The organism is Streptomyces sp. NPDC088252, from assembly GCF_044740965.1.
Classification (GTDB): Bacteria; Actinomycetota; Actinomycetes; order Streptomycetales; family Streptomycetaceae; genus Streptomyces.
In genome coordinates, this window is sequence record NZ_JBIURS010000001.1 from 705,327 (window position 1) to 731,680 (window position 26,354).

26 protein-coding genes, 1 tRNA gene and 1 pseudogene are annotated in these 26,354 nt (G+C 71.4%); 12 read left to right on the plus strand and 16 right to left on the minus strand.

Features of this window, described 5'->3' with window-relative positions:
* The first annotated feature begins 81 nt into the window (after positions 1 to 81).
* The 3 genes from ACIOHC_RS03095 (at position 82) to ACIOHC_RS03105 (ending at position 4,539) form a co-directional block, all read left to right on the plus strand.
* A complete protein-coding gene (locus ACIOHC_RS03095; protein ID WP_401841131.1) occupies positions 82 to 2,817 on the plus strand; it encodes a phosphoribosyltransferase in 2,736 nt (911 codons plus the stop codon).
* Between the two features lie 11 nt (positions 2,818 to 2,828).
* Complete coding sequence (locus tag ACIOHC_RS03100; RefSeq protein ID WP_351075884.1) at positions 2,829 to 3,677, plus strand: HAD family hydrolase; 849 nt, start codon at positions 2,829 to 2,831, stop codon at positions 3,675 to 3,677.
* Between the two features lie 202 nt (positions 3,678 to 3,879).
* A complete protein-coding gene (locus tag ACIOHC_RS03105; protein WP_351075824.1) occupies positions 3,880 to 4,539 on the plus strand; it encodes an O-methyltransferase in 660 nt (219 codons plus the stop codon).
* A gap of 89 nt (positions 4,540 to 4,628) precedes the next feature.
* Here ACIOHC_RS03105 and ACIOHC_RS03110 read toward each other — a convergent pair whose 3' ends face one another.
* From ACIOHC_RS03110 to ACIOHC_RS03125, 4 genes are all read right to left on the minus strand, one after another.
* On the minus strand, positions 4,629 to 4,859 hold the full coding sequence (locus ACIOHC_RS03110) for a zinc ribbon domain-containing protein (protein WP_365688314.1): 231 nt from the start codon (positions 4,857 to 4,859) through the stop codon (positions 4,629 to 4,631).
* Positions 4,860 to 4,925: 66 nt separating this feature from the next.
* The gene (locus tag ACIOHC_RS03115) at positions 4,926 to 5,516 is read right to left on the minus strand and encodes a DUF4383 domain-containing protein (protein ID WP_351075829.1); all 591 of its coding nucleotides are present in this window, start codon (positions 5,514 to 5,516) and stop codon (positions 4,926 to 4,928) included.
* Between the two features lie 124 nt (positions 5,517 to 5,640).
* Positions 5,641 to 7,074 (minus strand): hypothetical protein, encoded by a 1,434-nt coding sequence (locus ACIOHC_RS03120; protein WP_401841134.1) that lies wholly within the window; start codon positions 7,072 to 7,074, stop codon positions 5,641 to 5,643.
* Between the two features lie 71 nt (positions 7,075 to 7,145).
* Positions 7,146 to 7,910 (minus strand): DUF4097 family beta strand repeat-containing protein, encoded by a 765-nt coding sequence (locus ACIOHC_RS03125; protein ID WP_389635514.1) that lies wholly within the window; start codon positions 7,908 to 7,910, stop codon positions 7,146 to 7,148.
* Between the two features lie 238 nt (positions 7,911 to 8,148).
* On the opposite strand from ACIOHC_RS03125, the gene ACIOHC_RS03130 reads away from it, so the two are divergent.
* A tRNA-Val gene (locus tag ACIOHC_RS03130) sits at positions 8,149 to 8,223 on the plus strand.
* Between the two features lie 367 nt (positions 8,224 to 8,590).
* Here the strand turns inward: ACIOHC_RS03130 and ACIOHC_RS03135 are convergent.
* Positions 8,591 to 8,740 carry a hypothetical protein gene (locus ACIOHC_RS03135; protein WP_351075834.1) on the minus strand — a complete coding sequence of 50 codons (150 nt, stop codon included), beginning with the start codon at positions 8,738 to 8,740 and terminating at the stop codon, positions 8,591 to 8,593.
* A 188-nt stretch (positions 8,741 to 8,928) separates the two neighbouring features.
* Here ACIOHC_RS03135 and ACIOHC_RS03140 point away from each other — a divergent pair, with 188 nt between their 5' ends.
* Positions 8,929 to 9,402: a GNAT family N-acetyltransferase gene (locus tag ACIOHC_RS03140; protein ID WP_037692131.1), complete on the plus strand. Its 474-nt coding sequence runs from the start codon at positions 8,929 to 8,931 to the stop codon at positions 9,400 to 9,402.
* A gap of 299 nt (positions 9,403 to 9,701) precedes the next feature.
* Here ACIOHC_RS03140 and ACIOHC_RS03145 read toward each other — a convergent pair whose 3' ends face one another.
* The gene (locus ACIOHC_RS03145) at positions 9,702 to 9,869 is read right to left on the minus strand and encodes a hypothetical protein (RefSeq protein ID WP_351075901.1); all 168 of its coding nucleotides are present in this window, start codon (positions 9,867 to 9,869) and stop codon (positions 9,702 to 9,704) included.
* Positions 9,870 to 9,921: 52 nt separating this feature from the next.
* On the opposite strand from ACIOHC_RS03145, the pseudogene ACIOHC_RS03150 reads away from it, so the two are divergent.
* A pseudogene (locus tag ACIOHC_RS03150) lies at positions 9,922 to 10,140 on the plus strand (phosphatase PAP2 family protein); the annotation flags it as partial.
* 87 nt (positions 10,141 to 10,227) lie between these two features.
* Here ACIOHC_RS03150 and ACIOHC_RS03155 read toward each other — a convergent pair.
* The 4 genes from ACIOHC_RS03155 to ACIOHC_RS03170 form a co-directional block, all read right to left on the minus strand.
* A complete protein-coding gene (locus ACIOHC_RS03155; protein ID WP_351075837.1) occupies positions 10,228 to 10,914 on the minus strand; it encodes a response regulator transcription factor in 687 nt (228 codons plus the stop codon).
* A gap of 34 nt (positions 10,915 to 10,948) precedes the next feature.
* Complete coding sequence (locus ACIOHC_RS03160; RefSeq protein ID WP_401841139.1) at positions 10,949 to 12,373, minus strand: sensor histidine kinase; 1,425 nt, start codon at positions 12,371 to 12,373, stop codon at positions 10,949 to 10,951.
* 119 nt (positions 12,374 to 12,492) lie between these two features.
* Positions 12,493 to 12,567, minus strand: coding sequence for a 50S ribosomal protein bL37 (locus ACIOHC_RS03165; RefSeq protein ID WP_373302405.1), 75 nt, complete (start codon positions 12,565 to 12,567; stop codon positions 12,493 to 12,495).
* 39 nt (positions 12,568 to 12,606) lie between these two features.
* Positions 12,607 to 13,602, minus strand: a complete 996-nt coding sequence (locus ACIOHC_RS03170; RefSeq protein ID WP_351075839.1) for a MerR family transcriptional regulator — start codon at positions 13,600 to 13,602, stop codon at positions 12,607 to 12,609.
* 327 nt (positions 13,603 to 13,929) lie between these two features.
* Between ACIOHC_RS03170 and ACIOHC_RS03175 the strand changes: the two genes are divergently transcribed.
* From ACIOHC_RS03175 to ACIOHC_RS03185, 3 genes are all read left to right on the plus strand, one after another.
* The gene (locus ACIOHC_RS03175) at positions 13,930 to 14,364 is read left to right on the plus strand and encodes a hypothetical protein (protein WP_351075842.1); all 435 of its coding nucleotides are present in this window, start codon (positions 13,930 to 13,932) and stop codon (positions 14,362 to 14,364) included.
* A gap of 212 nt (positions 14,365 to 14,576) precedes the next feature.
* Positions 14,577 to 15,950 (plus strand): DUF1254 domain-containing protein, encoded by a 1,374-nt coding sequence (locus tag ACIOHC_RS03180; protein ID WP_351075845.1) that lies wholly within the window; start codon positions 14,577 to 14,579, stop codon positions 15,948 to 15,950.
* 145 nt (positions 15,951 to 16,095) lie between these two features.
* Entirely contained in the window at positions 16,096 to 16,326 is a 231-nt protein-coding gene (locus tag ACIOHC_RS03185; protein WP_351075848.1) for a DUF2277 domain-containing protein, read from the plus strand.
* Here the strand turns inward: ACIOHC_RS03185 and ACIOHC_RS03190 are convergent.
* The 3 genes from ACIOHC_RS03190 to ACIOHC_RS03200 all read right to left on the minus strand — a co-directional run bounded on the left by ACIOHC_RS03190 (position 16,307) and on the right by ACIOHC_RS03200 (position 19,759).
* Positions 16,307 to 16,996 carry a VTT domain-containing protein gene (locus ACIOHC_RS03190; RefSeq protein ID WP_365688326.1) on the minus strand — a complete coding sequence of 230 codons (690 nt, stop codon included), beginning with the start codon at positions 16,994 to 16,996 and terminating at the stop codon, positions 16,307 to 16,309. The genes ACIOHC_RS03185 and ACIOHC_RS03190 overlap by 20 nt on opposite strands.
* A gap of 394 nt (positions 16,997 to 17,390) precedes the next feature.
* Entirely contained in the window at positions 17,391 to 17,846 is a 456-nt protein-coding gene (locus ACIOHC_RS03195; RefSeq protein ID WP_351075854.1) for a DoxX family protein, read from the minus strand.
* Between the two features lie 1,268 nt (positions 17,847 to 19,114).
* Complete coding sequence (locus tag ACIOHC_RS03200) at positions 19,115 to 19,759, minus strand: HNH endonuclease family protein (protein ID WP_351075857.1); 645 nt, start codon at positions 19,757 to 19,759, stop codon at positions 19,115 to 19,117.
* A gap of 268 nt (positions 19,760 to 20,027) precedes the next feature.
* On the opposite strand from ACIOHC_RS03200, the gene ACIOHC_RS03205 reads away from it, so the two are divergent.
* Positions 20,028 to 20,762: an ABC transporter permease gene (locus tag ACIOHC_RS03205; RefSeq protein WP_351075859.1), complete on the plus strand. Its 735-nt coding sequence runs from the start codon at positions 20,028 to 20,030 to the stop codon at positions 20,760 to 20,762.
* A 17-nt stretch (positions 20,763 to 20,779) separates the two neighbouring features.
* On the opposite strand, the gene ACIOHC_RS03210 is transcribed toward ACIOHC_RS03205, so the two are convergent.
* A complete protein-coding gene (locus ACIOHC_RS03210) occupies positions 20,780 to 21,430 on the minus strand; it encodes an HAD-IA family hydrolase (RefSeq protein ID WP_351075892.1) in 651 nt (216 codons plus the stop codon).
* A 137-nt stretch (positions 21,431 to 21,567) separates the two neighbouring features.
* Between ACIOHC_RS03210 and ACIOHC_RS03215 the strand changes: the two genes are divergently transcribed.
* On the plus strand, positions 21,568 to 21,708 hold the full coding sequence (locus ACIOHC_RS03215; protein WP_351075861.1) for a hypothetical protein: 141 nt from the start codon (positions 21,568 to 21,570) through the stop codon (positions 21,706 to 21,708).
* 241 nt (positions 21,709 to 21,949) lie between these two features.
* Here the strand turns inward: ACIOHC_RS03215 and ACIOHC_RS03220 are convergent, their stop codons facing one another.
* Positions 21,950 to 22,078, minus strand: coding sequence for a hypothetical protein (locus ACIOHC_RS03220; RefSeq protein WP_389635500.1), 129 nt, complete (start codon positions 22,076 to 22,078; stop codon positions 21,950 to 21,952).
* Between the two features lie 763 nt (positions 22,079 to 22,841).
* Positions 22,842 to 23,984: a peptidoglycan-binding domain-containing protein gene (locus ACIOHC_RS03225; protein ID WP_365688330.1), complete on the minus strand. Its 1,143-nt coding sequence runs from the start codon at positions 23,982 to 23,984 to the stop codon at positions 22,842 to 22,844.
* 284 nt (positions 23,985 to 24,268) lie between these two features.
* Here ACIOHC_RS03225 and ACIOHC_RS03230 point away from each other — a divergent pair, with 284 nt between their 5' ends.
* Positions 24,269 to 26,335 carry an MDR family MFS transporter gene (locus ACIOHC_RS03230; protein WP_365688332.1) on the plus strand — a complete coding sequence of 689 codons (2,067 nt, stop codon included), beginning with the start codon at positions 24,269 to 24,271 and terminating at the stop codon, positions 26,333 to 26,335.
* The last annotated feature ends 19 nt before the right edge of the window (positions 26,336 to 26,354 follow it).

Here is a 26,354-nt window from a genome sequence, read left to right on the forward strand (position 1 = left end):
CGGGTTTCAAGGGGCGCGAGGGCCCCGCCGGGTGGGTCGGCGCCATGGGGTGAGCGGGCCCCGCGGAACGAGTGTGTCTCGATGAGCGAGCGCGCAGCAGGGAAAGAGGCGGCGAACGTGGTGTGGTCGGGCAGCTGGGTGGCGGAGCGACTGGGCGTCGAGCTCGTCGGCGACGGGAGCCCCGACGGCGACAAGGAGCTGAGGGACCTGCTGGGCCTCGCCCTGCGCCGCAACCCCAAGCGGGCCCATCTGCTCGTGTCGAACGTGCTCGGCAAGCACGTGCCGCAGAAGCCCTCCGTGGTGTACGCCGCAGGCTTCGAGCTCGGCCGACGGGTGCGTGAACTCCTCGGCGACGCCGCGTCGCGGCGGGCGGTCGTGCTCGGTTATGCGGAGACGGCCACCGGTCTCGGGCACGCGGTCGCCGACGGGCTCGGGGTGGCGCCGTACCTCCACTCGACGCGCCGCCCCGTCGAGGGTGTGGAGCGGGCTGGAGGCTTCGAGGAGTCGCACTCGCACGCCACCTCCCATCTCCTGCTCCCGGAGAACCCGGCCCTGCTGGCGGGCGATCGCGACCCGACAGGCGCAGACGCAGAGGTGCGCGTGAGGGCGGACACGGGCGCGGGTCCGGGCATCGGCGTCGGTGCGCCGCTGGTTCTGGTGGACGACGAGTTCTCCACGGGCAACACCGTGCTCAACACCATCCGCGCGCTGCACGAGCGGTACCCGCGGAGCCGGTACGTCATCGTCGCCCTGGTGGACATGCGGTCGACGGCCGACCACGGGCGGCTGACCGAGTTCGCCGCGGAGATCGGCGCACGCGTCGACCTGGTGACGAGGAGCTCGGGCACCGTCACCCTTCCCGAGGGCGTTCTGGAGAAGGGGCAGGCGCTGGTGGCCGCGCAGGAGGAGGAGGCACGCTCCGCGCGGGCGGGAGCTGCAGGTCCGCCGAGCCCGAAGGAGGCGGCCTCCGGTGCGACGGCCTCCGCAAGGCCGCGGACAACGGGTTCCGCCGCCGCGGAGGCGGGCGTCGCAACGGGTTCCGCCGTTCCTTCATCAGCCGTTTCCGCCGCCGCGGAGGCGGGCGTCGAACCCGGGCGCGGGTTCTGTACCCGGGTGGACCTCCAGTGGCCCGCCGGTGTGCCCGACGGCGGACGGCACGGCTTCACCCCCGCCCACCGGGCCGCCCTGGAGCCGGTCCTTCCGGCCATGGCCGCCCGTATCGCCGCAGCACTGGGCGACGCCCGACGCGTGCTCGTCCTCGGCTTCGAGGAGCTGATGTACGCCCCTCTCCGCCTGGGCACGGCCCTGGAGGACCACACCGACGCCGAGGTGCGGTACTCCACCACCACGCGTTCCCCCGTCCTCGCGGTGGACGACCCCGGCTATGCGATACGGACCCGGCTGGTCTTCCCGGCCCATGACGCCCCGGCCGACGGACCCGGTGACCGGTACGCGTACAACGTCGCGGGCGCCGGTTTCGACGCCGTCGTCGTGGCCGTCGACTCCACCGCCGACACCCCCGAACTCCACTCTCCCGGCGGCCTGTTGGCGCAGCTCGGCACACACGTCGACCGCGTGCTGCTCGTCGTCGTCCCCTCGTACGTCCCGTCGTACGCCGCCTCACGCACCGCGTCGGGCCTCCCCGCGTACGCCTCCGAACGGCAGGAACCCCCCATGCTGCCCGAGCCCCTCCGCGGCCCCGCCTTCTCCTCCTACGCACCGGACGACGTCGGCTGGCTGCTCCAGGACCTCTCGGAGGTCGAATTGGAGGCGCCCACCGAGGAGCGCGAGGAGGCGATACAGAGCGGTGGCGCGCACTACGCCGAGTCGCTGCCCGTCGAGTACCAGCCGTCCGCCCAGTACCAGGGCCTGTTCAAGGCGGCGCTGGAGCTGTCGGCCGCCCGCGTCGCCCGCGCCGTCGGCACCGTCACCGAGACGGTTCTCGCCGAGCGGACCCCCCGTCCCGTCCTGGTCTCCCTCGCCAGGGCCGGCACCCCCGTCGGCGTGCTCATGCGCCGCTGGGCCCGGCACCGGCACGGACTCGACCTGCCGCACTACGCCGTCTCCATCGTGCGGGGCCGCGGCATCGACGCCAACGCCCTGCGCTGGCTGGCCGCCCACCACGATCCGGCGGACGTCGTCTTCGTCGACGGCTGGACCGGCAAGGGGGCGATCACACGTGAACTGTCGGCCGCGCTCGCCGAGTTCGACGGATTCAACCCCGAGATCGCGGTCCTGGCCGACCCGGGCGGCTGTGTCCGTACCTACGGCACCCGCGAGGACTTCCTCATCCCGTCCGCCTGCCTCAACTCCACCGTTTCCGGGCTGATTTCGCGGACCGTCCTCCGCTCCGACCTGGTCGGACCCGACGACTTCCACGGCGCGAAGTTCTACCGGGAGCTTGCGGACAGCGATGTGTCCGGCCACTTCCTGGACACCGTCGCCGCCCACTTCGACGAGGTCGTCGACGCCGTGGACGCCGAGGTGAAGGAGCTGCTCGCGGCCGACCGCGCCCCGACCTGGGAGGGCTGGGCCGCCGTGGAGCGCATCAGCGAGGAGTGTGGAATCCATGATGTGAACCTGGTCAAGCCGGGCGTCGGCGAGACGACCCGCGTGCTGCTGCGTCGCGTCCCGTGGAAGATCCTCGCCGAGCGCGGGGCGGGCGCGGACCTTGAGCACATCCGTCTGCTGGCCGAACAGCGGGGCGTTCCGGTCGAGGAGGTCGACGGACTCCCTTACACCTGCGTCGGTCTGATCCACCCGAAGTACACCAGGGGCGCGACGGGTGCGGACGGCAAGGCGGTGGAGTCGAAGTGACGAGCCCGGCCATGCCGCCCGCCCCCGCTGCTTCGCCCGACCCCGTGACACTGGTCGCCAGCGACCTCGACCGCACTCTCATCTATTCGGCGGCGGCGCTCCAGCTCCCCATGCCGGACGCCGAGGCCCCCCGGCTGCTCTGCGTGGAGATGTACGACCACAAACCGCTCTCCTACCTGACCGAGACGGCCGCGACACTGCTCGACGGACTCGCCCGCTCCACGGTGTTCGTCCCGACGACCACCCGCACCCGCGAGCAGTACGGGCGTATCCGTCTCCCCGGCCCCGCACCACGGTTCGCGATCTGCGCCAACGGCGGACACCTGCTCGTCGACGGTGAATCCGACCCCGACTGGCACGCGCGGGTCTCCCGCAGGCTCGCCGACGAATGCGCCTCGCTCGCCGAGGTCCGCGCCCATCTCCTGGCGGCGGCCGACCCCGCCTGGCTGCTCAAGGAGCGCGTCGCCGAGGACCTCTTCGCCTATCTCGTCGTCGAACGCCCGCTGTTGCCCGAGGGCTGGGTCGAGGAGCTGGGGGAGTGGGCGGAGACCCGCGGCTGGACGGTTTCCCTCCAGGGCCGCAAGATCTACGCCGTACCGGGCCCGCTCACCAAGAGCGCCGCCATGAACGAGGTCGCCCGGCGCACCGGCGCCACACGCACCCTCGCCGCCGGTGACAGCCTCCTCGACGCCGATCTGCTCCTCGCCGCCGACCGCGCCTGGCGTCCGGCCCACGGCGAACTCGCCGACACCGGCTGGAGCGCCCCGCACGTCGAGGTGACGGCCGGGTGCGGTGTGGCGGCGGGAGAGGAAATTCTGCGGCACCTCCTGCGGGCTTCGGGCCGGGGACAGGCGTTCTGACACCTCCCACGGACGCGCGCCGGATCCGTGACCCGTTCCGGATCCGACGCGCGCTCGACGCCTTGAGCCCGACGCCCGACGCGCGCCCGACCTCGCGTGACCGGTGATGATCAGCGACTACAGTCACCGCGTTCCCGTCCGCACGCCCCGCAGCCTGGGGGACGGGCGGCGCGGCACCGGCAGGACCGATGAGGAGCATGTGATGACCAAGGGCAACGAAACCAAGATCACGGACGAGCTGTACGCGTACATGCTGGCGCACAATCCGCCGCTCGACGCGGTGCAGCGCGAGCTCGTCGAGACCACGTATGCCCGCCTGCCCGAGCACGCGGGCATGCAGTCGGCCGAGGAGCAGGGACCACTGCTCGCCTTCCTCGTCCGGCTGACCGGGGCCCGGCACATCGTGGAGGTCGGGACGTTCACCGGCTTCTCCGCCCTGTCGATGGCCCAGGCGCTGCCCGCCGACGGGCGGCTGATCGCCTGCGACATCTCGGAGGAGTGGACCGCCTACGGTCGGCAGGCATGGGAGAAGGCGGGCGTCGCCGACCGGATCGAGCTGCGCATCGCCCCCGCGCTCGACACCCTGCGGGCGATGCCGGCCGAGCCGCACATCGACCTCGCCTACCTGGACGCGGACAAGGGCAACTACATCCCGTACTGGGAAGAACTGGTGCCCCGCATGCGGCAGGGCGGGCTCGTCGTCACGGACAACGTGCTCTTCCACGGCGGGGTGACCGACCCGCGGGCGACCGGCGCGGCGGCCGCGATCAAGGAGTTCAACGACCACGTGGCCGCCGATCAGCGGATGGACAGCGTGCTGCTCACCGTGTCGGACGGGCTGGCGCTGTCCCGTAAGCGCTGAGAAGTGCTCGTGGACCGGGGGATCGGACGGTTCGGAGAACTCCGGACACACGGGTCGGCAGCCGCGACCCCCATGTCCCGCCCCGGCTCTCAGCCGCAGCAACCTCCGCCGCAGCAGCCGCCACCGCCCCCTGCGCCACCTGCCGACGGTGCGGCGGGCGCGGACTTGGCCGACGAACCACCCACGGCCACGGTGGACAGCAGTTTCACGGTGTCGGCGTGCCCGGCGGGGCAGGAGGCCGGATCGGAGGACCGGGCCATCGGGCGGCTGAGTTCGAACGTGTCTCCGCAGGAGCGGCAGCGGTACTCGTAACGAGGCATGTGCCCAGGCTATCCGGCACCGGCCGGGGGAAGGCCGGGAGCCGGGCGAAAGGGTGGGCGAACGGGTCAGCGACGGCGAACGACCGGCATCGCCGCGGTCGTCGCCTTCCGGCCCATCCGCAGTTCCCGCTCGACCACTTCGGGGTGGCGGGCACGCCAGTACGGGTTGTCGTGGGGAAGGCCGCCGCTCACCCGCCCGTACATCCCGAAGACCATCAGCATCAGGCCGACCACGAAGCTGAAGAGCACGTTCTGGAGGTGGAAGGCGAGGAAGTTGTAGCTGGTGTCGAGCAGCGCGAGATTGACGAAGCCGCTGAGGATGAAGGCGATGCCCAGAACCATGTTGAGCGTCGAGGCGAAGTTGCCGCCGATCACCATCCCGATGAACAGCAGCAGGCCGACGCAGATGGAAAGGACGCTGAGGGCGCCGTTGGTGTTGAGGCCCGCGACGGTGGCGCCGCCGGTGCTGAAGAAACCGATCTCGTCGATCACTCCCAGGATCCCGAAGGCCAGCAGCACCAGCCCCATCAGCCCTGCCCCGACCCGGTAGACCCTGCTGAGCCGGTGATCGATCGGCAGGTGCTTGTCGAGCCGCGTGGCCCTACGAGGGCGTCGGGGAGTGTGTCGTCCGGTGGCGTGCAGTACATGGGTGGCCATGTCGGTCTCCGGTCTCCGGCGGGCGTACTACCAGGATCCGCCCGCGACCTCGCCCCCGCACATCAGAAGGGCCGCGGAGACCGGCCCGGCGCATCGGGGCCGCCCCGGCCGCCCCGCCCGCACATCAGCCGCCCGTCCCGCGCTCCTCACGGATCTCGGAGACCACCCGCGCAGCCGTTTGACGCACGGCTTCGGTCTCGGTCAGAAAGTGCCAGTAGTCCGGGTGGCGCCCCTCCAGTCCGGCGACGGCACGCTCCAGCCGGGCCACGCCGTCGTCCAGCGGCCGGGCATGGCGGGGATCGGGAGTGTTGCGCCCCGCCATGGCCAGGCGCTGGGCGTCCCGGAGCGTGAATCGGGTCCGCTGGATCTCCTGCTGAGGGTCCTTGGCCACGTCGTTGAGCCGGTGCAGCCGGTCACCGGCCGCGGACACCGCCTCGTCGGTGGCGTTCAGCAGAGCGCGGACCGTGCTCAGCCGGGACGTCGCGTCGGCCCACCGCTGCTCGTCCCGCGCCCTGGCCGCTTCCTTCAGCTTCTCCTCGGCCTGCCGCACATTGGTGGCCGCCTGCTCCGGCACCGGTTGCAGGTCCTGCCAGCAGGCCGCCGAGAAGCGCCGCCGCAGCTCGCTCAGCACCGGTTCCACCGAGTCGGCCCGGGTAGTCAGCACCTGCGCGCGGGTCCGCAGCGACACCAGCCGGTGATCGATCTCGGCGGCCCGCTCGGGCAGCTGAGCGGCCTCCGCACGGACCGCCTCGGCATCGCGCAGTACGCGGTCGGCGCGCTGCAAGGTCTCCGGAACACCGTGCCGGCCGGCGCCCTGGTTGAGCTTGGTCAGCTCAGGAGCGAGGGCTGCCAGCCGCGCGGCGAGATCGTCCGCCCGCAGCCCGGACGCCCGCACCGCGTCGAGAGCGTTGCTCGCGCCGAGGAGCGCCTGCCGGGCTCGTTCCACGGCGGGCGCGAGCCGGGCGAGCTGCGTCTCCGCGTTGCCCAGCAGCGGCCCGAGGCCCTGTGCGAACCGGTCGAGCTCGCCCTTGACCCGTACCAGCTCGTCCTTGGACTTGGTCAGCTCGGTCCTGGCCCGAACCGCGACCGCCGGTTCCAGATCGTCCCTGTCCAGGTCGTGCGCATCGACCGCGGTGATGTACGTATGACTGGCCTCGTCGATCCGCCGCCCGAGAGCGGCGAAGTCGTCCACGGCCTTGCGCGCACCGGGCGAACTGTCCACCGCGGTGATCGTCTCGATCGAGATCCGCAGATCGCGCTGAGCCGTGTCCAGCTCGTAGAAAGCGGCGGCCGCAGCATCCTTCGCGGCCTGTGCCTCGGCGCGCTGACTCTCCCCGCGCCCACCGAACCAGCGCCGTGTGCCGCCACCGGCGAACGCGGCCGGCAACGTGGCGGCGAGCAGCGGCACAGGCAGCAACATCAGCAGGAGGGCGTCCCCGACACCCCTGGCACCCCTGAGGCCTCGGACATCCCTGGCAGCGACATCCCTGGCAGTGGCATCCCTGACGGCGGAACTCCCACCCGCTCTCGCCCGCGGCCGCGCGTGTGTCGCCGTCACATCCCTCTCCCGTGCCGATTCGCCCTGCCCGGAACATTCTCCCACCAGGTAAGGACGAACACACGGGCCGGTTAGTTCACGCTTCGCACCGTGACCCGGCCGTTGTTGCTGTGGGCCTTCACGACGTGGGGGCTGTCATCGCTGCGCGGCGCGTCCACCGAGGTGCTTCCGTTGCGGGCCGTGGCGCTCACCGCGTACCTCACGGACCCGCCGGGCAGGTCGATGGAGATCCTTCCGTTGTCGCTCTCGGCCTCCACGAGATCCGGCACGGCGGTGAACCCCAGTTGCACCCTGCCGTTGTCGGACCGCGCCGACACGGACGTGGCCGAGATCCCTTCGGCGGCGATGGAACCGTTGCCGCTCTCCAGCTTGAGCGGCCCGCTGGAATCCCGGACGGTCACCCTCCCGTTGTCGGCGTGGAGGTCGAGGGGCGTGTCGAAGCCGGACGCGACGACCTTTCCGTTGTTCCCCTTGACGACCACGGCCACCCCGCGCGGCACCTTCACCTGGTGCTGCGCGGCACAGTCGCTGATGATCGCCCTGCACTTCACCCGCAGCGTGAGCGTGTCGTCCTGCATCGACCACTGGGGATCGGGCCCGTTTCCGAAGACCACCCAGCCGTCGACCCGGCGCGTCACCTCGACCTTTCGCACGTCGGCAGGCACGAGCTCCAGGGACGTGTGCCCGGAGCGGATGGTCAGCGTCTTCCCGCTGAGCGCGAACGACTTGTGCTCGGCGGGCGCGTCGGCGGTGTCCGAACTGCCGCAGCCGGTGAGGACCAGCCCGAGCAGCGCGGCCCCGCCGGACGCGATGAGAGTGCGGCTACGGAGTGCCACGGTGATCTTTCCCCCCAGGTTGTACGACGGGCGGTCCCCGACGATGTGGGCTTCACCGTACGGACGCGGGCTCACCCGCCAGAATCCGGCCGGCTACCGGAAAAGGGGTGGGGATATCCCCCGGAAACCCATCAGGCCCGCCCACGCCGTCCCAGGGACCGTGCCGCCCTGCCCTCTACCACCCCGGAACCGTTTGTGCCCGTGGGCCGTGGGCCATGTACGCTGTTGCCTCATCCCCGGGTGCGTAGCTCAGGGGTAGAGCGCTGCTCTTACAAAGCAGATGTCGGCGGTTCGAAACCGTCCGCGCCCACCAGTAGTAAGCACGACAAAGGCCCAGGTCACCGGTAACAAACCGGGAGCCTGGGCCTTGTTCTTCCCTCCGCGACGAGGGCGGGGGAGTGGCGCCGTGCCACTTACGTGCCAGATCTTCCTGCGGATACCTGGAAGCGTTCCGCTGACCGGCGCAGCGGCCAGCCGTCCTCGGCGACGCAGCGGGCCAGACGCCTTGTGCCGAGGGCATCGCCGACTTGGCAGCGAAGTCGGGCCGGCACCCCACAGATGTCAGCGAAGCGTGAGCAGCTTCTGATCACCCTGGGAAGCACACTCGGGAGTAGGTATATCGCCTGCTGCGGGAACGGATGCACTTGCCGAGGCAGGGCTTCTGACCTGGTGGGACTGTCTCAGGGCAGCTGCCAGGCTCGCAGAACAGACGACTCGGCGATCACCTGGTCCAGGCCTCGGGGGTCACCGCCGTCGGCATGGTTGGCCATATGCACCTGACCGCCCTTCGCGATCACCCGCGGCACGGCGGTCCAGGCAGAGACGCGCACCCATTCCGGACCACGGCCACGATGGACGTGGCGCCCCGGGGTGACCGTGTGGTGCACGATCGAGCCATTGAGAGGGCCTTACGGCCCTTTCTGGTTGCGGTTGTGGGTACGGTAACGCCCTTCCCGTGTCACGGCCGACTCACTCCCGTCCTTCCCCCGAGGTCGTTAGGGTCGGGCCCATGGCTTCCATAGATGTCTCCCTGCGTCCCGTGCACCCCAGCGATCTGCCTGTGTTCTTCCGGCACATGAGCGACCCCGAGTCGAATCGGATGGCCGCCTTCACCGCCGAGGACCCGACGGACCGGGCCCACTTCGACGCGCATTGGAAGCGCATCCTCGCCTCGCCCGACGTCGTCACCCGCACCGTGCTCGCAGACGGCGATGTGGTCGGGCACGCGGCCGTGTACGGCGAGCCGGGCGAGCGGGAGGTCACATACTTCATCGATCGCTACTACTGGGGGCGGGGCATCGCGACCGCGGCGCTGCGCGGGCTGCTCGCCGAGGTCCCCGAACGCCCGCTGCTCGCCCGGGCGGCGGCGGACAACACCGGATCGGTGCGGGTCCTGGAGAAGTGCGGCTTCAAGGTCGTCGGCGAGGACCGGGGCTTCGCGAACGCGCGGGGAGCGGAGATCGACGAGCTGGTGCTGCGGTTGGACGGATAATTTTCCCCACCCCGTAAGCGCGGGCGGCGCCCGCGACCCGGTGTTCACCGGGGACCCGGGGCATCCCCGACGATCGTCAGGGGTGGACCCGTGCCCTTCGACCCGGGTCTTCCGCTCTCGCCGCTTCTAGGTTCGCTTCTCATGAAACGAGAAACCGGAAGTAACCGGACCGGGAACGGGCGGCCGTTGCTCGCCTGTGCCGTCCTGGGGGCCGGGGCGGTCGCTGTCATGGGGCTCGCTCCGGGCGGATGGGGCAGGGCCGGTGCCGTGGAGGTGACGGCGGGCGCCTCGGCATCCGCCTACCGTTCGGTGACCGGGGCGGTCGCCGACGCTCCCTCCTGGGCGGGGCCGTTGCTGGAGGTGGCCACCGACGGCACCCTGGTGGCGCTCGGGCTGCTGCTGGTGTGGGTCTGGTGGGGTGCCGTGCGGCGCGGCGACACCCGGCTGTCCGCCGGAACCGTGCTCACCGGCTTCGGCACCGTACTGGCCTACGGCATCAGCGAGACCGTGAAGACGGTGGTGGACGAGGCGCGCCCCTGCCGGGTCCTGCACGGCGGCGCGGAGGCCGTCGCCGCATGCCCGCCCCCGGGCGACTGGTCCTTCCCGAGCAACCACGCCACCCTGGCCGCCGGCCTCGCCGTGGGCCTGGCCGTGCTGCGACCCCGTCTCGCCGCCGTCGCCCTGTCGCTGGCCGGGGCGGCGGCAGCGCTGCGCGTCATGGTGGGAGTGCACTACCCGCACGACGTGCTGGCGGGCGCGGTCCTCGGGGGCGCCGTGGTCGCGGCCGTACTGCTCGCGTTCCTGCCCCTTGCCCGGACAGCGGCGTCAGCGCTCGGGAGACGGCTGCGCGGGCGCGACGATGCCGGCCTCGTGGGCGACGACCGCCGCGGCCGCGCGGTTGTCGACTCCCAGCCGGGCCAGGATGGAACTCACATGCGCCTTGACCGTCCCCTCCACCACATGGAGCCGCCGGGCGATCTGCCCGTTGGACAGCCCGCTGCCGAGGAAGGCCAGCACGTCGCGTTCCCGGCCGGTCAGCGCAGCGACCCGCTCCTGGGCCGCGGAGCGACGGCCGGCGAGAGCGCCCGCACCCGTCGCCGAGAGGTGGGCCACGACCCGCGCCGCGACCTTCGGTGACAGATAGGCGGCGCCGTCGGCCACCGCGCGTACCCCCGCGATGAGCTCCTCGGGTTCGCCCGACTTGATCAGGAATCCGGCGGCGCCGCCTCCGAGCGCCTGGAGGATGTAGTCGTCCTCACCGAACGTCGTGAGCATCACCACGCCCGTCCCGGGCGTGGTGCGCCGGATCTCGGCCGCCGCCTCGATGCCGTTCATCCCGGGCATCCGGATGTCGAGCACGGCGACGGCCGGGCGGTGACGGCGGACCAGTTCCACGGCGTCGTGCCCGTCGCCGGCCTCGGCGACGACGTCGATGCCCGGGTCGGTGGACAGAACGGAGCACACGCCTTTGCGGATCATCGGCTCGTCGTCGGCGATCAGCACCCGGATCACCGGCCGCTCACCGTCCCTTCCCCGTACAGCGGGATCATGTGGTCAGGGCCTCCTTGGACATCAGCCTGCCCTCGCGGAAGCAGAGCCGGTAGAAGTCTCCGGAACGGTCGTCGAAGCGGTTCGCCGTCATCGCGTAGTACTCGCACGTGGTGCCTTCTCCTTTCGGTTCCCCTGCCACCGTGCGCTGGGTGGTCTGTCGCTCGGGCAGCAGCCGCCGCACCTCGTCCCGATCCTGTCCCACCCGCAGCCGTGCGTAGTCACCCGGGTCCAGGACGGACTGCCGTGCCGAGCGGATGTCCCAGCCCATGAGGGCGGCACTCAGCACCGCCCACGTCACCAGGGGCAGTACGACCGCGGTGGCCAGCGCCCGGCGGGCGCGGCTGCGGGCGTGCCGGTGTTCCGGGGGCAACGCCGGGGCCGATGTCCGGGACGGTGCGGCCGGACGGCGGGCGGTGGGCGTGTGCGGTATCCGGGCTGCGACCGCGAAGCCACCCGCGTACGGGCCGTGCTCGAAGGTACCGCCGGCCAGCCGCACCCGTTCATCGAGTCCGATCAGCCCGCTCCCGGTGCCCGGTACGTCCTCGGGCCGGCCTCGGGCCGGCGAGGGTCCGTTCCGTACCCGGATCGTCGTCTCCTCGGCCGTGTGGGTCACCCGCACACGCACCGGTGCCTGCGGCGCGTGCTTGACGGCGTTGGTCAACGACTCCTGTACGACCCGGTGGGCGGCCCGCGCGACCGTCGGCGGCACCTCGTCGGCGTCGCCCTCGATCCGCAGGTGCACCGCGAGACCGGCGTCCGCGGCCTCGTCGACCAGTCGGGGGATGCCCGTGCCGGGCGGGCGGGGCGCCTGGTCGTCCGCCTCCTCGCGCAGGATGCCGATCACCTCGCCGAGCCGCTCCACCGAAGCCGCCGCCCGTGCCCGGATCTCCCCGGCCGCCGTCCGCTGGGCCTCGTCGAGTCCGGGGGCGAGCTTGAGGGCGCCCGCGGACAGGGCGATGAGGCTGAGGTCGTGTCCCAGGACATCGTGCATGTCCTGGGCGATCCGGGCCCGTTCCCGGGACCGCGCCTGCTCGGCGACGAGCCGCTGTTCGCGCTCCAGCCGGGCCGCGCGCTCCCAGCCCGCCCGTACGAGTTCCTGGTACTGGCGCCAGAAGCGCCCGGCGAACCAGGGCAGCATCGCGGCCATCACCACGACGGCGACGAACCGCCCGGCCATCAGCAGCCAGGACGGCACCAGCGCCACCGCCACCACTCCGCCCGCGACGACCGCCACGAGCGTGAGTACCGTGGGCCCGGTTCTTCCCGGTTCCCGGCCGGCGAAGAAGGCCGACACGGCCGCGGGCAGGGCCCACCACATGCTGACGGCGCTCAGCCCGACACAGCATGCCGCCGCAACGGTCAGCAGACTCCCCAGGTCGACGGCCCGCCGGACAGCGCCGCTGATCATCGTTCTGTACACCCGGACGACGGTACGCAGCCCACCGACGGTCCGGTACTGCCGAAAGTAACCCCTTCGCGCGCTCGAACCCCCACCGGGGGGCGCGGAGACCGCACCCCCCGGCTGCCCGTTCGGTCTGCTCAGGCGTTGGGACGCTTGCCGTGGTTGGCGTTCTTCTTCTTGCGGCCGCGGCGCTTGTTTCCTCGTTTGGCCATGCTGTACATCTCCCTCATTCGGGACTTTTCGGGCTTTCGTCAGTCTAGGATCGGCCCGGTGCGACTGCACCGGAGGCGGGGCGGGCGTGGCGCGCCCACGCCCGGCAGCCGGGCGCGCAACGCCTCGGTGAACCAGGTGAAGGCCGGTGTCGGGTCGTCCGGGGGAGGCCAGGCGTTGATCACCGCGAGCAGTTGTGCGTACCGCAGGCGGCGGGGGTCGTTCGCGGTCTCCAGCACGGTCAGCAACCGATGGCGCAGGTCGGTGTCGTCGGGGTGGCCGACATCGTGCGCGCAGCGGGCCATGACGGCCTCGACGACCGGGTCCGCCCAGGGCGACGCCGGGGCGATGCCGGCCGCCAGAGCCGACGCGACGTGGTCGCGGACCGTCGCCGCCGGGTCGCGGCGCGGACCGGTCGGATCGCCTTGGGCGCGCATGGCCGCGTGGTACCCGGCCAGGCGGCGCACGACGGCGCGGAAATCGGGGTCCTGGGACAGTTCGGCCAACTCGATCCAGGCCTCGACCTGTTCGTTGCCGGCGTCGTCGGGCAACTCCGGGGTCATCGAGCGCATGATTCCGGTGAACGCGGCGTCGGCGTCCAGGCCGCCGAACGCGGCGTCGAGGAACTCGCCCATCAGGTTTCGGCGTTGGTCCTCGGAGAGCTTGGCCAGTCTGTGCATGAGATCCAATTCCTCGGGTGTGGACCCGCGCCTGGCCACCGCGGTGAGCACCGCGCGCCGCGTGCGCAGCGTGCCGATCAGCGCCGTCAGTGCCTCGGCGTGAGCTGCGGCGACCTCGGGGAGCGAGAGCTCCCGGTCCATGACCTTGCCGATCGTGGTGAGATCCAGCCCCAGCTCGCGCAGCGTCCGCACCAGTTCCAGACGTGCGACGGCCTCGGTGTCGTAGCGGCGGTAGCCGGCCGGGCTGCGGTCGGTCGGCGGCACGATCCCGCGGTCGGCGTAGAACCGGACGGTCTTGACCGTCAGTCCGGTCCGCCGGGCCAGATCTCCGATCGAGTGGAGCGCGTCGCCGTCCATGTCCCCCACTCTCACGTCTCCCCCCACGGGAGACTCAAGCCCGGTACGTCGTTACGTGTCCCTCCTCACCTTCGCACCCGGCCTGGCCGTGTCGTACGTGTGGACGAGTTCCCGGGCAGGCCCACCCGCAGGGTGGTGAAGTCGCGGCGGCTCCCGGCGTCGTGGTCCCGGACGCACCCGTACGGGTTCCGCGCGCCGTACGGCCGCCGCGCCGTACCGTCGCGCGTCCGAGGCGTCACCCGTACGGGTGCGTCCGGGTGGTCCTGCCGCGGAGCGCCCCGCAGGGTCGGTTCTGATCCGCAGTCCCGCTTCGGCCAAGGAGTCCCCATGGCACACTCAGCGTCCACGCCCGGCCCGACCCGTTCCGCGGACCAGGAGGACTTCAACCCCTGGGCGGCCGGCGGAATCATGTTCGCCGGCGTGCTGCTGCTCGTCGACGGCGTCTTCGGGGTGATCAAGGGCATCAGCGGGATCGCGTCCGACGAGGTCTACGCGCGCATGAGCAACTACACGTTCAGGTTCGACGTGACCGCGTGGGGATGGATCCATCTCATTCTCGGCATCGTGCTCGGATTCGTCGGGTGGGGCATCCTCAAGGGCGCCACCTGGGCGCGGGTCACGGGTGTGGTGATCGCCGCCATCAGCCTGGTCCTCAACTTCATGTGGCTGCCGTACCAGCCGATCTGGGCGATCATCTCCATCGCCATCGACACATTCGTGATCTGGGCCCTGTGCACGGAGGACGCGAAGGCGGTCATCTGAGTGGGTGCCGATCGCGGTATCCCCCGGTGCCGACTTGCCCCTGCCCGGACGGCTCTTCATCGCCGCCTCCGGGCGTACGGGGCCGACTCGGTCCGCGCGCGGCGGTCGACGCATGGCGGCCCGCTGTTCCAGGACGTGCCCCAGGACGTGTTCCGGGACGCCCCGCCGCTCCGTCGCGACCCGCGTCCCGAACGGGTGAGGGGAGGACCGTGATGCCGGAGGAGAGCACGGAAGAACTCGTCGCCCTCGCCACCGAGGCGTATGTCTACGGCTGTCCGCTGGTCCACGGCCTGTCGACGGTCGAGGACTTCATGCAGACGGGTATCGGGCCGCTGCCGCCCACCCCCTTCAACCACTTCGCCCACTCCGAACAACAGGCGTCCCCCGGAACAGCTTGCGTGACCGTCGACCACGACACGGTCCACTCCGTCGCCCATCTCGACCTCTCCGGCGGGCCGGTGCTGCTCCATGTCCCCGACACGCACGGCGCGTACTACGTGCTGCAGTTCGTGGACGCCTGGACCAACAACTTCGCTTACGTCGGCCACCGTGCCACCGGCACGGAGGCCGGGGACTGGCTCGTCGCGCCGCCAGGCTGGTCGGGCGGCGCGCCCGGCTCGGTGCGCGGCGTGATCGACGCTCCGACCTCCGTCGTCTCCGTCATCGGCCGCAACGTCTGCGACGGTCCGGACGACATCGGCCGGGTCCGCGCGCTGCAGACACAGCTCACCCTCACCCATCTCGAACCGGGCACCCACCGCACGGGTCTCCCGGCGCCCGACCCCGACGTACCCGAGCCGCTGCGGTTCTTCGAACAGCTCAGGGTCTGGATGGCCGACTTTCCGCCGTCCGCGGCCGACCGGGCGTACCAGGACCGGTTCCAGCCGCTGGGGCTGTTGGAGGAGGGGCCGTCGCCGTACGTGTCCGCCGATCCCGCCCTCGTGCACGCGCTGACCGAGGGCCTGGTCCGGGGCAGGGCGCGGGTGGAGGAGGCGGGCCGGTCCCCGGCGGCGGGCGGGGGCTGGGAGATGGATCCGCACCTCTTCGACTACAACCTCGACCAATACGGTGTCGGGGCCCTCGACTCGCCGGAATGGCGGATCGAGGACCGGGAGGGCTCCTACCGGACCAGGGCGGTGGCGGCACGGACCTGGCTGTGGGGTGTCCACGGCTACGAGGCGGTGTACGCCCACACCCTGCGCGACGCCGACGGCGAGCGGCTGAACGGGGCCCGCTCCTATGTGCTGCGCTTCGACCGGCAGCCTCCGGTCGGGGCGTTCTGGTCCATGACGATGTACGACGTGCCGGACCACCGCCTCGTCGGGAATCCGCTCGGGAGGTACTCGATCGGTGACCGCACCCCGGGCCTCGTGCACGGCGAGGACGGTTCGCTGTCGATCCACATCCAGCGGGAGCGGCCGGACGACCTGACGGCGGCGGCGAACTGGCTGCCCGCGCCGGCCGGGGACTTCCGGCCGGTGCTCGCGCTCTACGAGCCGGGGCCGGAGATCCTCGACGGCGGGTACGAGATCCCCGCCGTCGAACGGACCGGGGGAGAGGACGGCTCACGGCGAACGGAGAGATGAGGCGCGGACGAAGGTGTCGGGCCGACGCGCGTCCGGGCCGTCGAACGAACCCACGCCCGTCCCGGCCGTCGAACCCATGCCCGTGCCGGCCGTCGTGCCGACGCGCGTCCCGGCCGTTGTCAGTGGCCCGGTCCACACTGGAGGCATGTGTCGCAGCATCAAGACCCTTCGCCCGCCCGTCCTGCCCGAAGAGGCCACCGAGGAGGAGATCCGGGCCGCCGCCCTGCAGTTCGTACGCAAGGTGTCCGGCTTCCGCGCTCCGGCCGCGCACAATCAGGAGGTGTTCGACCGGGCCGTCGACGAGATCGCCGAGGCGACGGCCAGGCTGCTGGACGGTCTGGAGATACGGGGTGCGGTCAGGACGCCGACGCCGTAGTCGCCGTCGCCGCCGCCGATGCCTGGGCGGCCGCCGCCGCTGCCGGGCGGCGCATGACGTACGCGGCCAGGGCTCCCGCCACGAACAGGGCGAGGACCGAGACGGCCGTGCCCACCCAGGTCGCGCCGAGCCACTGGCCGCCGAAGTAGCCGAGGCCGACGCTGTACCCGGCCCAGGCCACGCCCGCCAGGGCCGACCAGGGCAGGAATTCCGTCGCCTTGCGATGCGCGGCGCCCGCGCCCAGGGAGACGACGGAGCGCCCTGCCGGGGCGAAGCGGGCGATGATGACGAGGATGCCGCCGCCCCGGGCGAGGGCGGCGCCGAGGCGTTCCTGCGCGGAGGTGAGGCGGCGGGAGCGGGCTATGGCCCGGTCCAGACGCTCGCCGCCGCGCCAGGCCAGCCGATACGCGACGAGGTCTCCGAGGACCGAGGCGGCGGCCGCGCACAGGATGAGCGCGAGGAGTGAGGGGACCTGGGGCACCTGCTCGGCGGCGCGTGCCGCGGAGGTCGCTCCGGCGACGGTCGTCGAACCGGCGGCGGCGGCCGTGGCAGCGGTGATCACCAGAACCCCGCTGGGCAGCACGGGCAGAAAGACGTCCAGGAGCACCGAGAGGGCGACCACGGCGTAGATCCATGGGCTGCCGGTCAGCGCGCCCACACTCTCAAGCACCTACTACTCCCCGATCCGGAACAACGCCGCGACGTCGCAGGGGAGCGGCAGGAGCGGCAGGGCCAGCTGTACAGCGTACGCCTGACGCTCATCCGGTGATCTACAAATACGCGCGATGTTGGGAAGGTCACGTACGCCCGGAAATGGGAAGCTCTGGTTCCGGGCGTACGTGCGCTGCTGCCCACCGGCTGCGGGTTGTGCCGTTCTCGGAGCGGCCCGCGGGCGGGATCCGCCGTGTGCGGAGCAGTTCGCGGACGTAGCGGGGCGACCGTGTGCGGATCGGCCCCCGGGCGGCGGGACCGGGCCTGCACGGATCGGCCAGTCACGGCTGCCGTGGCCGTCGTGGCCGTCGCGGCGGCCTGCCGGGCTGTCGCGGGCTCAGGCTTCCCGCGCGTCAGACGGTTACGGCCGGCGCCTGCTCGTGCGCGCGCTCTTCGCCGCGCTCTGCGCCGCCCCGGCCGAACAGCCGGTCGAGGGCCAGTGCGCCGGGGCCGGTGAAGACCAGCAGGAGGAACGCCCAGCAGTAGACGGCCGAGGGCTCGCCGCCGTTCTGCAGCGGGAAGAGCGCCTCGGGCTGGTGGACCTTGAAGTACGCGTACGCCATGGAGCCGGACGAGACCAGGGCGGCGACACGGGTGCCCAGGCCGAGCACCACCAGACCCCCGCCGACGAGCTGGATGACTGCCGCGTACCAGCCGGGCCAGGTTCCGGCGGGTATGGGGCCGCCGCCCATCGCGCCGCCGAGGACGCCGAAGAGCGAGGCGGCGCCATGGCAGGCGAAGAGCAGGCCTACGACGATCCGGAACAGGCCGAGAGCGTAGGGCTGAGCCTGATTCAAACGTGCGTGCATGGGGGGAGGGCTCCTTCGGTCTGGTGGGGACGTGAACCGATTGAGTGCTAAAGATTAGGGAAACCTCACCAATGCTTGCAAGTTCAACATTATGTCGACTGGCTGAAAGTTGCCCTTCGGCTGCCGATCGATGGTTGCGTCGGCACCGTCTCCAGCTGCGCACCTTCCTTCGTTGCCTTGGCCTGAACCAATGTCGGCGCAACTTTCCGGCCACGCGGGACGAGTGACATGAGGAGATCGTCGAACCGGGGTCCGCCGCCCTGCGGGGGCTGTGCCGGAGTCGCGCCCGCCCGCCCGTGTCGTGCTGCGGGCCGCCCGAGGTGCCGGACGGACGGCTGCCGGTCGGGGCGGAGGTGGTTCCAGGGAGCCCGGGGGGTCGAGTGGTGCGCGAGGGGGCAGGTCAGGCGGCGGGCGTGTGCGTCGGGGGTGCCGTCGGATGCCCGGGGGGCGTGAGAGCTCCGTGGTGTACGCATGGTGCACTTCGCCTGACAGTGCGCAAACCGCTGCAAGGTAGGACAGCCTCCCGGTCCTGTCACCGGACCGGCTCCACCGGTTCCTGGAAGGAGCCGGGGAAGAGCGTCCGATGTTCCAGGTGGGAGCCTCGGCACGGCTTCCCGCCGGAGCCGGTCCGGCATCCTTCGGGTCCGCGGCGCTCGCCCCGGCGGTGCGCGGCGTTCCGCTGCGCCGCACCGTGGGCGGTCGGCGACAGCGGGGATACGGTGCGAGGTGTCGATCAAGGGATGGCAGTAGGAGCCGGGGTCGGTGGAGGTCTCCTCACGCACCGGGTGGGCCGCATCGGCGTCGAGTGCCGATCGCCGCCGCTCGTCGAGCCTGCGGGCCGCGAGAGGAGCCCTTCGTCGGCAGCCGTACTCGGCCGAAAACACTCCGGTGGCTCCAGTGCGTACGCGCCGCCACGCATCCGGCTCCGCGGTGGAGCGGCGCGGCGTCCCGGCGCGGCCGGCGCGCTCCCCGCGCACAGCCCCTCCCGGCCGGCCGGCCCCGCCCCCCCGGCCGGCCCGCCCGGTGGGCGATGTGCCCGAGGCGGTGGTCCCGGGCCGTCCCGGCCGCCGCGTCGTGCCCTCGCGCCGTTACCGCGCACGGGTAGGGAGCCGTGCGGTGCGCACGGCTCCCTGCCCGGCCACGAACGACGGGGGAGAGATGGGCTGTTCGGCTTCGCTCCCCTCGCCGCCCCGTTCGCCGAGCTGCTCGGTGCGGTGTCCGGCGTGGCGCCCGCCGCGGTGTTCAGTCGTTGTTCAACGCCGCTGTGTTCAGCAGCTGTTGAGGACGGACTGCAGGGCGCTCTTCTCGGCGGAGTCGACGCTCAGGTTGTAGTAGTGCTTCACGTGCACCCAGGCGCGCACATAGGTGCAGCGGTACGAGGTGAGCGGGGGCAGCCACTTGGCCGGGTCCTTGTCGCCCTTGGACTGGTTGACGTTGTCCGTGACGGCGATGAGCTGCGGGCGCGTCAAGTCGTTCGCGTATGCCTGCCGTTGGGCGGTGGTCCAGCTGCTGGCACCCGATCGCCAGGCCTCGGCGAGCGGGACCATGTGGTCGATGTCCAGATCGGAGGCGGCGGTCCAGGTTGCGCCGTCGTATTCCGAGTACCAACTGCCGCTGACAGCCGCGCAACTGGCGTCCTGCGTCACATTCGTGCCGTCCCGCTTGAGGACGACCTCACGCGTGTTGCAGGTGCCCGACTGGGTGATCCAGTGCGGGAACTTGTCGCGGCTGTAGCCGGTCGACGAGCCCTCGGCGGAGACGGTCAACTGGCTCAGATATGTGCGGGCGGTCGACGCCGAGACCGGGGTGGGCATGGCCGCCTGGGCGGTGGGGGCGGTGAGCAGGCCGGTCGTCGCGGCGAGGGCGGCGGATGCGGCGAGGACAGCGATGCGACGCGCGTAGACACCTGACATGCGAACTCCTTGTGCGTGGGGGGACCTTGGACGGGTGACCTGTGGGGCCCGGCCATCGTGGCGGCGCCGGGTTTCCGTGGGGTGGGCGCCAGGTAACAGAGTGGCGACATGGGCACGTCACATCAAGGGTTCTGACGAACGGTGCTGGGGCTATGGGGGCGTACGTCCGCATCTGCGCGGGCGTATGTGCTGACGCATCGGCAACCGACCGGTGGCGAGGACCGGTTGACGGATGCCGGTCGAACCGGCCCGGTCATAGGGTTACGGCGTGTTGCTACCGGTCGACATCACGCTCGGGGTCGTCCTCGCCCTGTTGCTCGCGGCGGCGGCCGGCGTCGCCGCACTGGCCTCGCTCGGCCGGTCGCGGGAGATCCTGCTGGCCGGACTGCGGGCCGCGGTCCAACTCGCCGCGGTTTCCCTGCTCATCGGCTGGGTGGTCGGTTCGCTGCCGCCACTGCTCGCGTTCGTGGCGCTGATGTACGCCGTGGCGACAGTGACCGCGGGGCGCCGGGTCACCCGCAACCGGACCTGGTGGTGGGCGGCTCTGCCGATCGGGGCGGGGGTCGCGCCGGTGATCGCCCTGCTGCTGTCCACCGGACTCGTCCCGGTCCGGGGCATCGCGCTGATCCCGGTGACCGGCATCCTCATCGGGGGCGCTCTCACCGCGACCGTGCTCGGCGGTCGGCGGGCGCTGGACGAGCTGACGACCCGGCGAGGGGAGGTCGAGGCCGCGATGGCGCTCGGGCTGCTCGACCGTGACGCGAGGCTGGAGATCGCCCGGCCCGCGGCGGCGGACGCGCTGTTGCCGGGGCTCGATCAGACGCGGACGGTCGGGCTCGTCACCTTGCCGGGCGCCTTCGTGGGCATGCTGATGGGCGGCGCCTCACCGGTCCAGGCGGGGGCCGTGCAACTGTTCGTGCTGGTCGCCCTGATGGCCGTGCAGGCGGTGGCCGTCACGGTCGTGCTCGAACTGGTGGCGCGGGGCCGGCTGCACCGGGACTGACGTCCGCCGGGCAGGGGTCATCGCGCGCTGATGTGCAGCCGGATCGAGCCGTCGGCCGCCGCCTCCACCCGGAGCTGCGTCAGATCATCGATGTGCGCGTCGGGCGAAAGTGCCGCGGCCCGAGGGCCGACGCCCACCACGCGCATGCCCGCCGCCCGTCCGGCCGCGATGCCCGCCTCCGAGTCCTCGAAGACGACGCAGTCCGCCGGGGCGAAGCCCAGCTCGGCAGCTCCCTTCAGGAAGCCCTCGGGGTCCGGCTTGCTGGCGCCGACGCACTCCGCGGTGACGCGGGTGGCCGGCATCCGCAGGCCGGACGCGGTCATCCGGGTCCGGGCCAGCGCCGCGTCGGCCGAGGTGACCAGGGCGTGCGGAAGCGTGGCGATCGCGTCCATGAAGGCGGGGGCGCCGGCGACCGGGACGACGCCGTCGGTGTCGGCGGTCTCCTCGGCGAGCATCACCCGGTTGTCCGCGTAGTTCTGCTCCATCGGACGGTCCGGGAGGAGCGCCGCCATGGTGGCGTACCCCTGCCGCCCGTGAACCACCTTGAGCGCCGCCTCCGGGTCGAGCCCCTCCCGCAGCGCCCAGCGCCGCCAGCAGCGCTCCACGACGGCGTCGGAGTTCACGAGGGTGCCGTCCATGTCCAGGAGCAACGCCTTAAAAACACCAATGGTCTCTGACCTGGGCAAGGGGGCCGTCCTCTACGTGTGGCGTATTTGTTTCGCCACGATACAAAGAAGGGTGCTGCTCTGGCCAATCCAGCGATGTGGGCCGCTGACCGGACCGGTCGCGAAAGACCGTGATGCCCTTGTCCGCGATCTTTCGCATGGCGGCCTGTGCGGCCTGGCGGCGCGTCTTGGTGCCGAGGATCGGCAATCGCGGCCACCTGCCCGACGATCGCCCGGAAGCGGTCGATGGCGGCGCGCAGGATGCTGCGGTGTGGCGGTGACGCGGTCTACGGTCTCCTGTGCGAGGCGGTCGACGGCTTGCGCCTGCGGGGTGATGTCGTCGACCGGCCGGCAGGCGTCGTCTGACGGTGCGCCGAGTTCGGCGACTTCGGCGCGGTGACTCGTGTTGTACGCCTCGGCGGTCACCTCGAACACCTCAAGGCTCGCGGCCTGGCCGGGTTCGTCGACCACGTCCTGAGCGGAGCGCCTGAGTGCCTGCGCTACGGAGAGCTTTCGCTGGGCTCACTGTGGTGAGTCGTACCCGTCCGTCAGTTGCCGCGCGATGATGCCGGGCAGCCGTGCCTCGGCGGCGGCGCACGGATCCCGCGTATCGGCGGCCGGGTCCTCGATCGGGCCCGGGTGGATCGGCACGTGGCCACCTTCCCCAGAGGTGGTTGGAGTCCCAACCTTTTGGGCGTCAACTGAGGTCATCCGTATGTTCAGTTGAAGTGAAGGTAACGGAACGATAACGGAATATCTACGCCCGTAGACCAGCCTTGCGTACCCCGATTCGGTGCGTACGCTGGAGTTGCCTAGCACGAAGCTCGGCGATCTTTCCATCCGTAAGGAGAAAATGAAATGTGCCGTCAGTCACATGAGCGAAGTACCAATGGCGCTGCGCCGCTAGCAGAGTTTGACCTTTCGACCATCGTTTCCGAACCCACTGCCTGTGTGAACCGCGGGGCGCCGAGCTGGGGCCGCCGTGTCAAGGTCGTGGCGGCCGTTGCTGCGTCTACCGCAGCCGTCGCCTTTTATGTCGTTACTGGCATCCTCGCTGTCGACCGGGGATGCGAATCGGTACACAACGTTCCTGCTGCTGAGACTATTTGCCATATTGCGGGCGTAGCGCCCATCGAGTCAGACTCGACTATCAAGTAATCAAAGACAGTTGGGGGCCGCTCTTCCGGAGGAGCGGCCCCCTTCGGCTTGCGGTGCGAGCAGTTCCGGCGTGGTCGCCTTGGGCTGCTCGGACTCGGCGGCGTCGAGCCGGGAGGCGAAAGCGCAGGTGAGGAGAGCAAGCAGCCTCGCCCGCCGGTCAGGGGGTGGCGGGCGGAGGCTACTTTGTTCCATCACGATACAAAAAGCTGTCGCGGAAAGCCAATTCCGTGTCGGACGGGGTCCTTCGGCACGGCGCTCAGGGGCGGCCCCGTCCCGTCGTCTCCGCCTCCAGCGCGCGGCGCGTGCGGGGTCCGTACACCCCGGGCTGATCACCCTCGATCGCCTTGTACGACTGGTAGACGCTCACGGCGTGCTCGACCTGCCCCGTGTAGTCGCCGTCGTCCCGTCCGTGGAACAGCCAGATCTCCTCCAATCGACGCTGCAGCTCGGCCACCTCGGGTCCCTGGTCGCCGGGGCGCAGCGTGGGACCTGCCGGTGGCGCGGGCGGTGCGACCGACGCCGGACGGCTCGCGGGCGGCGTGGGCACCGGGGGCGGGGTCGTGGCGGGTTGCGAGGTCGCGGACGCGGACGGTGACGGTGAGGCGCTCACCGAGGGCGATGCGGACGCGGGCGCGGACGGAGACGTGGACGCCGTTCCGGAGGGCGGGGGCGACACGGAGGCCGGTGCCGACTCCTTCGCCGGGATGCTCGCCCCAGGGATGCTCGCCGCCGTGGTCGGCAGGGCCGTTTCCCGGTCTGCGTCCCCGTTGTCGCTTCCGTCGAACAGTCCCCCTGCGAACGCCGCCGTGCCCACCACCGCGATCACGGCCGTACCCACGGCGAGTGCCGCGAAGGGCCGTCTCCGACGAGGCCGAACGGGATCGGCGTCGGGTGCGAAGGGCGCGGCGGAGGCCGGTCCCGAGGCCGACGCGGCCCCCTCGGCGTGGGGCCGGGCGAAGGGTGGCGCGGGATATTGCGCGGAGTTCGGCGCGAGGGGCGGCAGGGCGGCCGTCGCGCCGCCCGCTTCGGCCGTTTCGACGGCGTCCGGCGCTGGCCCCGCCGTCTGCCGGCCGAGAAGGAGCGGCATCGTCGTGGCCGGATCTCCCGCCGGCCGGTGGTGCGAGTCCTGCCGCTGCGGCTCGTCGTCGGTGGCCGGAGTCTCGTCGACCCCCAGTGTCACGTACGGCCGGATCCGTAGCGGATCGAAGTCCTCCGCTGCCGCGATCTCTGCCCTGTCGGCCGCCGACCGCTCGGCGACCCGTTGCTGCTCGGCGGCTCTGCGTAGCTCGTCGCCGCGCTGCGTCTCCCGCTCCCCGCATCCGCAGCCCTGTCCGGACCCGGGTCTTCCGGTCGGTTCCCCGCCGGGTCTCCGTCCCTCGTCCGGCGGTCTTCTGTCCATACCGCACTCCGGGCACATATGTCCGGTCATTGTGGGCCCCTCCCCTTGAACTGCCTGCGATTATGCAGCCCGCCACCGAGATGCCCAATGCCGTACCGAAATGCGGTATCCCGGTCCATGCCGCACCGTGGCGCCCGCCCCCGACCGTCCTGTCGTTTCCCCGCGGGGCCGTCCCGACCGGCCCCGGTCCCTCCAGGCCGTTCCTCTCGGGTGCTGCTCGGCAGGCCATAACCGCGCAGAACAGCCAGGATGGGGAGGTAGTGGACCCGAGGAGAAGATGTTCTATGGCCCAGCACCTGAGCCCCCAGGCCGCGGCCCCGGCCCCCGGTGAAGGCCGTTCCACGCGGTCGGTCATGGTGGCCATAGGTGCGCTGCTCCTCGGAATGCTCCTGGCCGCACTCGACCAGACCATCGTCTCCACCGCGCTGCCGACCATCGTGAGCGACCTCGGCGGTCTGGAACACCTCTCCTGGGTGGTCACGGCCTATCTGCTGGCGTCGACCGCCGCGACTCCGCTCTGGGGCAAGCTCGGCGACCAGTACGGGCGCAAGAAGCTCTTCCAGACCGCGATCGTCATCTTCCTCATCGGCTCGGCGCTCTGCGGCATCGCCCAGAACATGCCACAGCTCATCGCCTTCCGGGCCCTTCAGGGTCTCGGCGGCGGCGGCCTGATCGTGCTCTCGATGGCGATCGTCGGCGACATCGTCGCGCCGCGCGAACGAGGCAAGTACCAGGGTCTGTTCGGTGCGGTCTTCGGTACGACGAGCGTCCTCGGGCCGCTTCTCGGCGGGTTCTTCACCGAACATCTCAGCTGGCGCTGGGTCTTCTACATCAACCTGCCGATCGGCGTCGTCGCACTCCTCGTGATTGCCGCGGTGCTGCACATCCCGGTCCACCGCACACAGCACGCCATCGACTACCTCGGCACCTTCCTCATCGCCTCCGTCGCCACCTGCCTGGTCCTCGTCGCCTCGCTCGGCGGCACCACCTGGGCGTGGGGCTCGGCGCAGATCGTCGCTCTCGCCGTTCTGAGCGTGCTGCTGCTGATCGCCTTCGTGCACGTGGAACGCCGCGCCGCGGAGCCCGTCATCCCGCTGAAGCTGTTCCGGATCAGGACCTTCAGCCTCGTCGCCGTCATCAGCTTCGTCGTCGGCTTCGCGATGTTCGGCGCGATGACCTATCTGCCGACGTTCCTGCAGGTGGTGCACAACATCACGCCGACGATGTCCGGTGTGCACATGCTTCCGATGGTGTTCGGTCTGCTTCTCACCTCGACCGTGTCCGGGCAGATCGTGAGCCGTACGGGCCGCTGGAAGGTCTTCCCGATCGCGGGCACCGGCGTCACCGCGATCGGCCTGCAGCTCCTGCACCGGCTCACGGAGACCAGCAGCACCTTGGAGATGAGCGTCTACTTCTTCGTCTTCGGAGCCGGCCTCGGTCTGGTGATGCAGGTTCTCGTCCTGGTCGTGCAGAACGCCGTCACGTACGAGGACCTCGGTGTCGCCACGTCCGGTGCCACCTTCTTCCGCTCCATCGGCGCCTCGTTCGGTGTCGCCGTCTTCGGCACGATCTTCACCAACCGCCTCACCGCCAAACTGACCGCGGCGCTGGCCGGCCGCACCCTGCCCACCGGGGCCAGTGCCCAGGGACTGGCCGCCGACCCGCGCGCCATCGGCCGGCTGCCGCCCGCGCTCCGGCCGGCGGTCCTGCACGCGTACTCGACCTCCATCACCGACGTGTTCCTGTACGCGGCACCCGTCGTCCTGGTCGCCTTCGTCTTCGCCTGGTTCCTCAAGGAGGACAGGCTGCGCGGTTCGGTGACCGCCCCGGAGCCCAGCGAGACCCTGGCGTCGAACCCGGTCGAGCGGTCCTCGTACGACGAATGCGCCCGAGCCCTCTCGGTGCTCGCCACCCGCGAGGGGCGTCGCGAGGTCTACGTGAAGATCACCGCGAGGGCGGGGTACGACCTGCTGCCCGCGGCGAGCTGGATGCTGCTGCGCATAAAGCGTCACGGCACGGTCGAGCCGGCCGCGCTCGCCGAGGCCGCCCCGGTGCCGCTACGGGTGATCAACGAGGCGGCGCGACAACTGGAGGTGCGCGGACTGGTCCGCCGCGAAGGCGTGCAACTGGTGCTCACCGAGAGCGGTGCGGAGGTGGTGGTGAAGCTCGCGGCGGCCCGCGAGGAGTCGATGGCCGAGCTGCTGGGCGACTGGTGGGGGCCGGACCGGCCGACCGACCTGGTCGGACTCGTGGCGGAGCTGACCGCCGAGACGAACGGGTCGAGCAGGGAACGGCCCCACAGCCCCGAGCCGAGGCGGGACCACGCGGCCGGACCCGCGTGGCCTGTCTGAGCCGCTTCTCCCGTCCCGT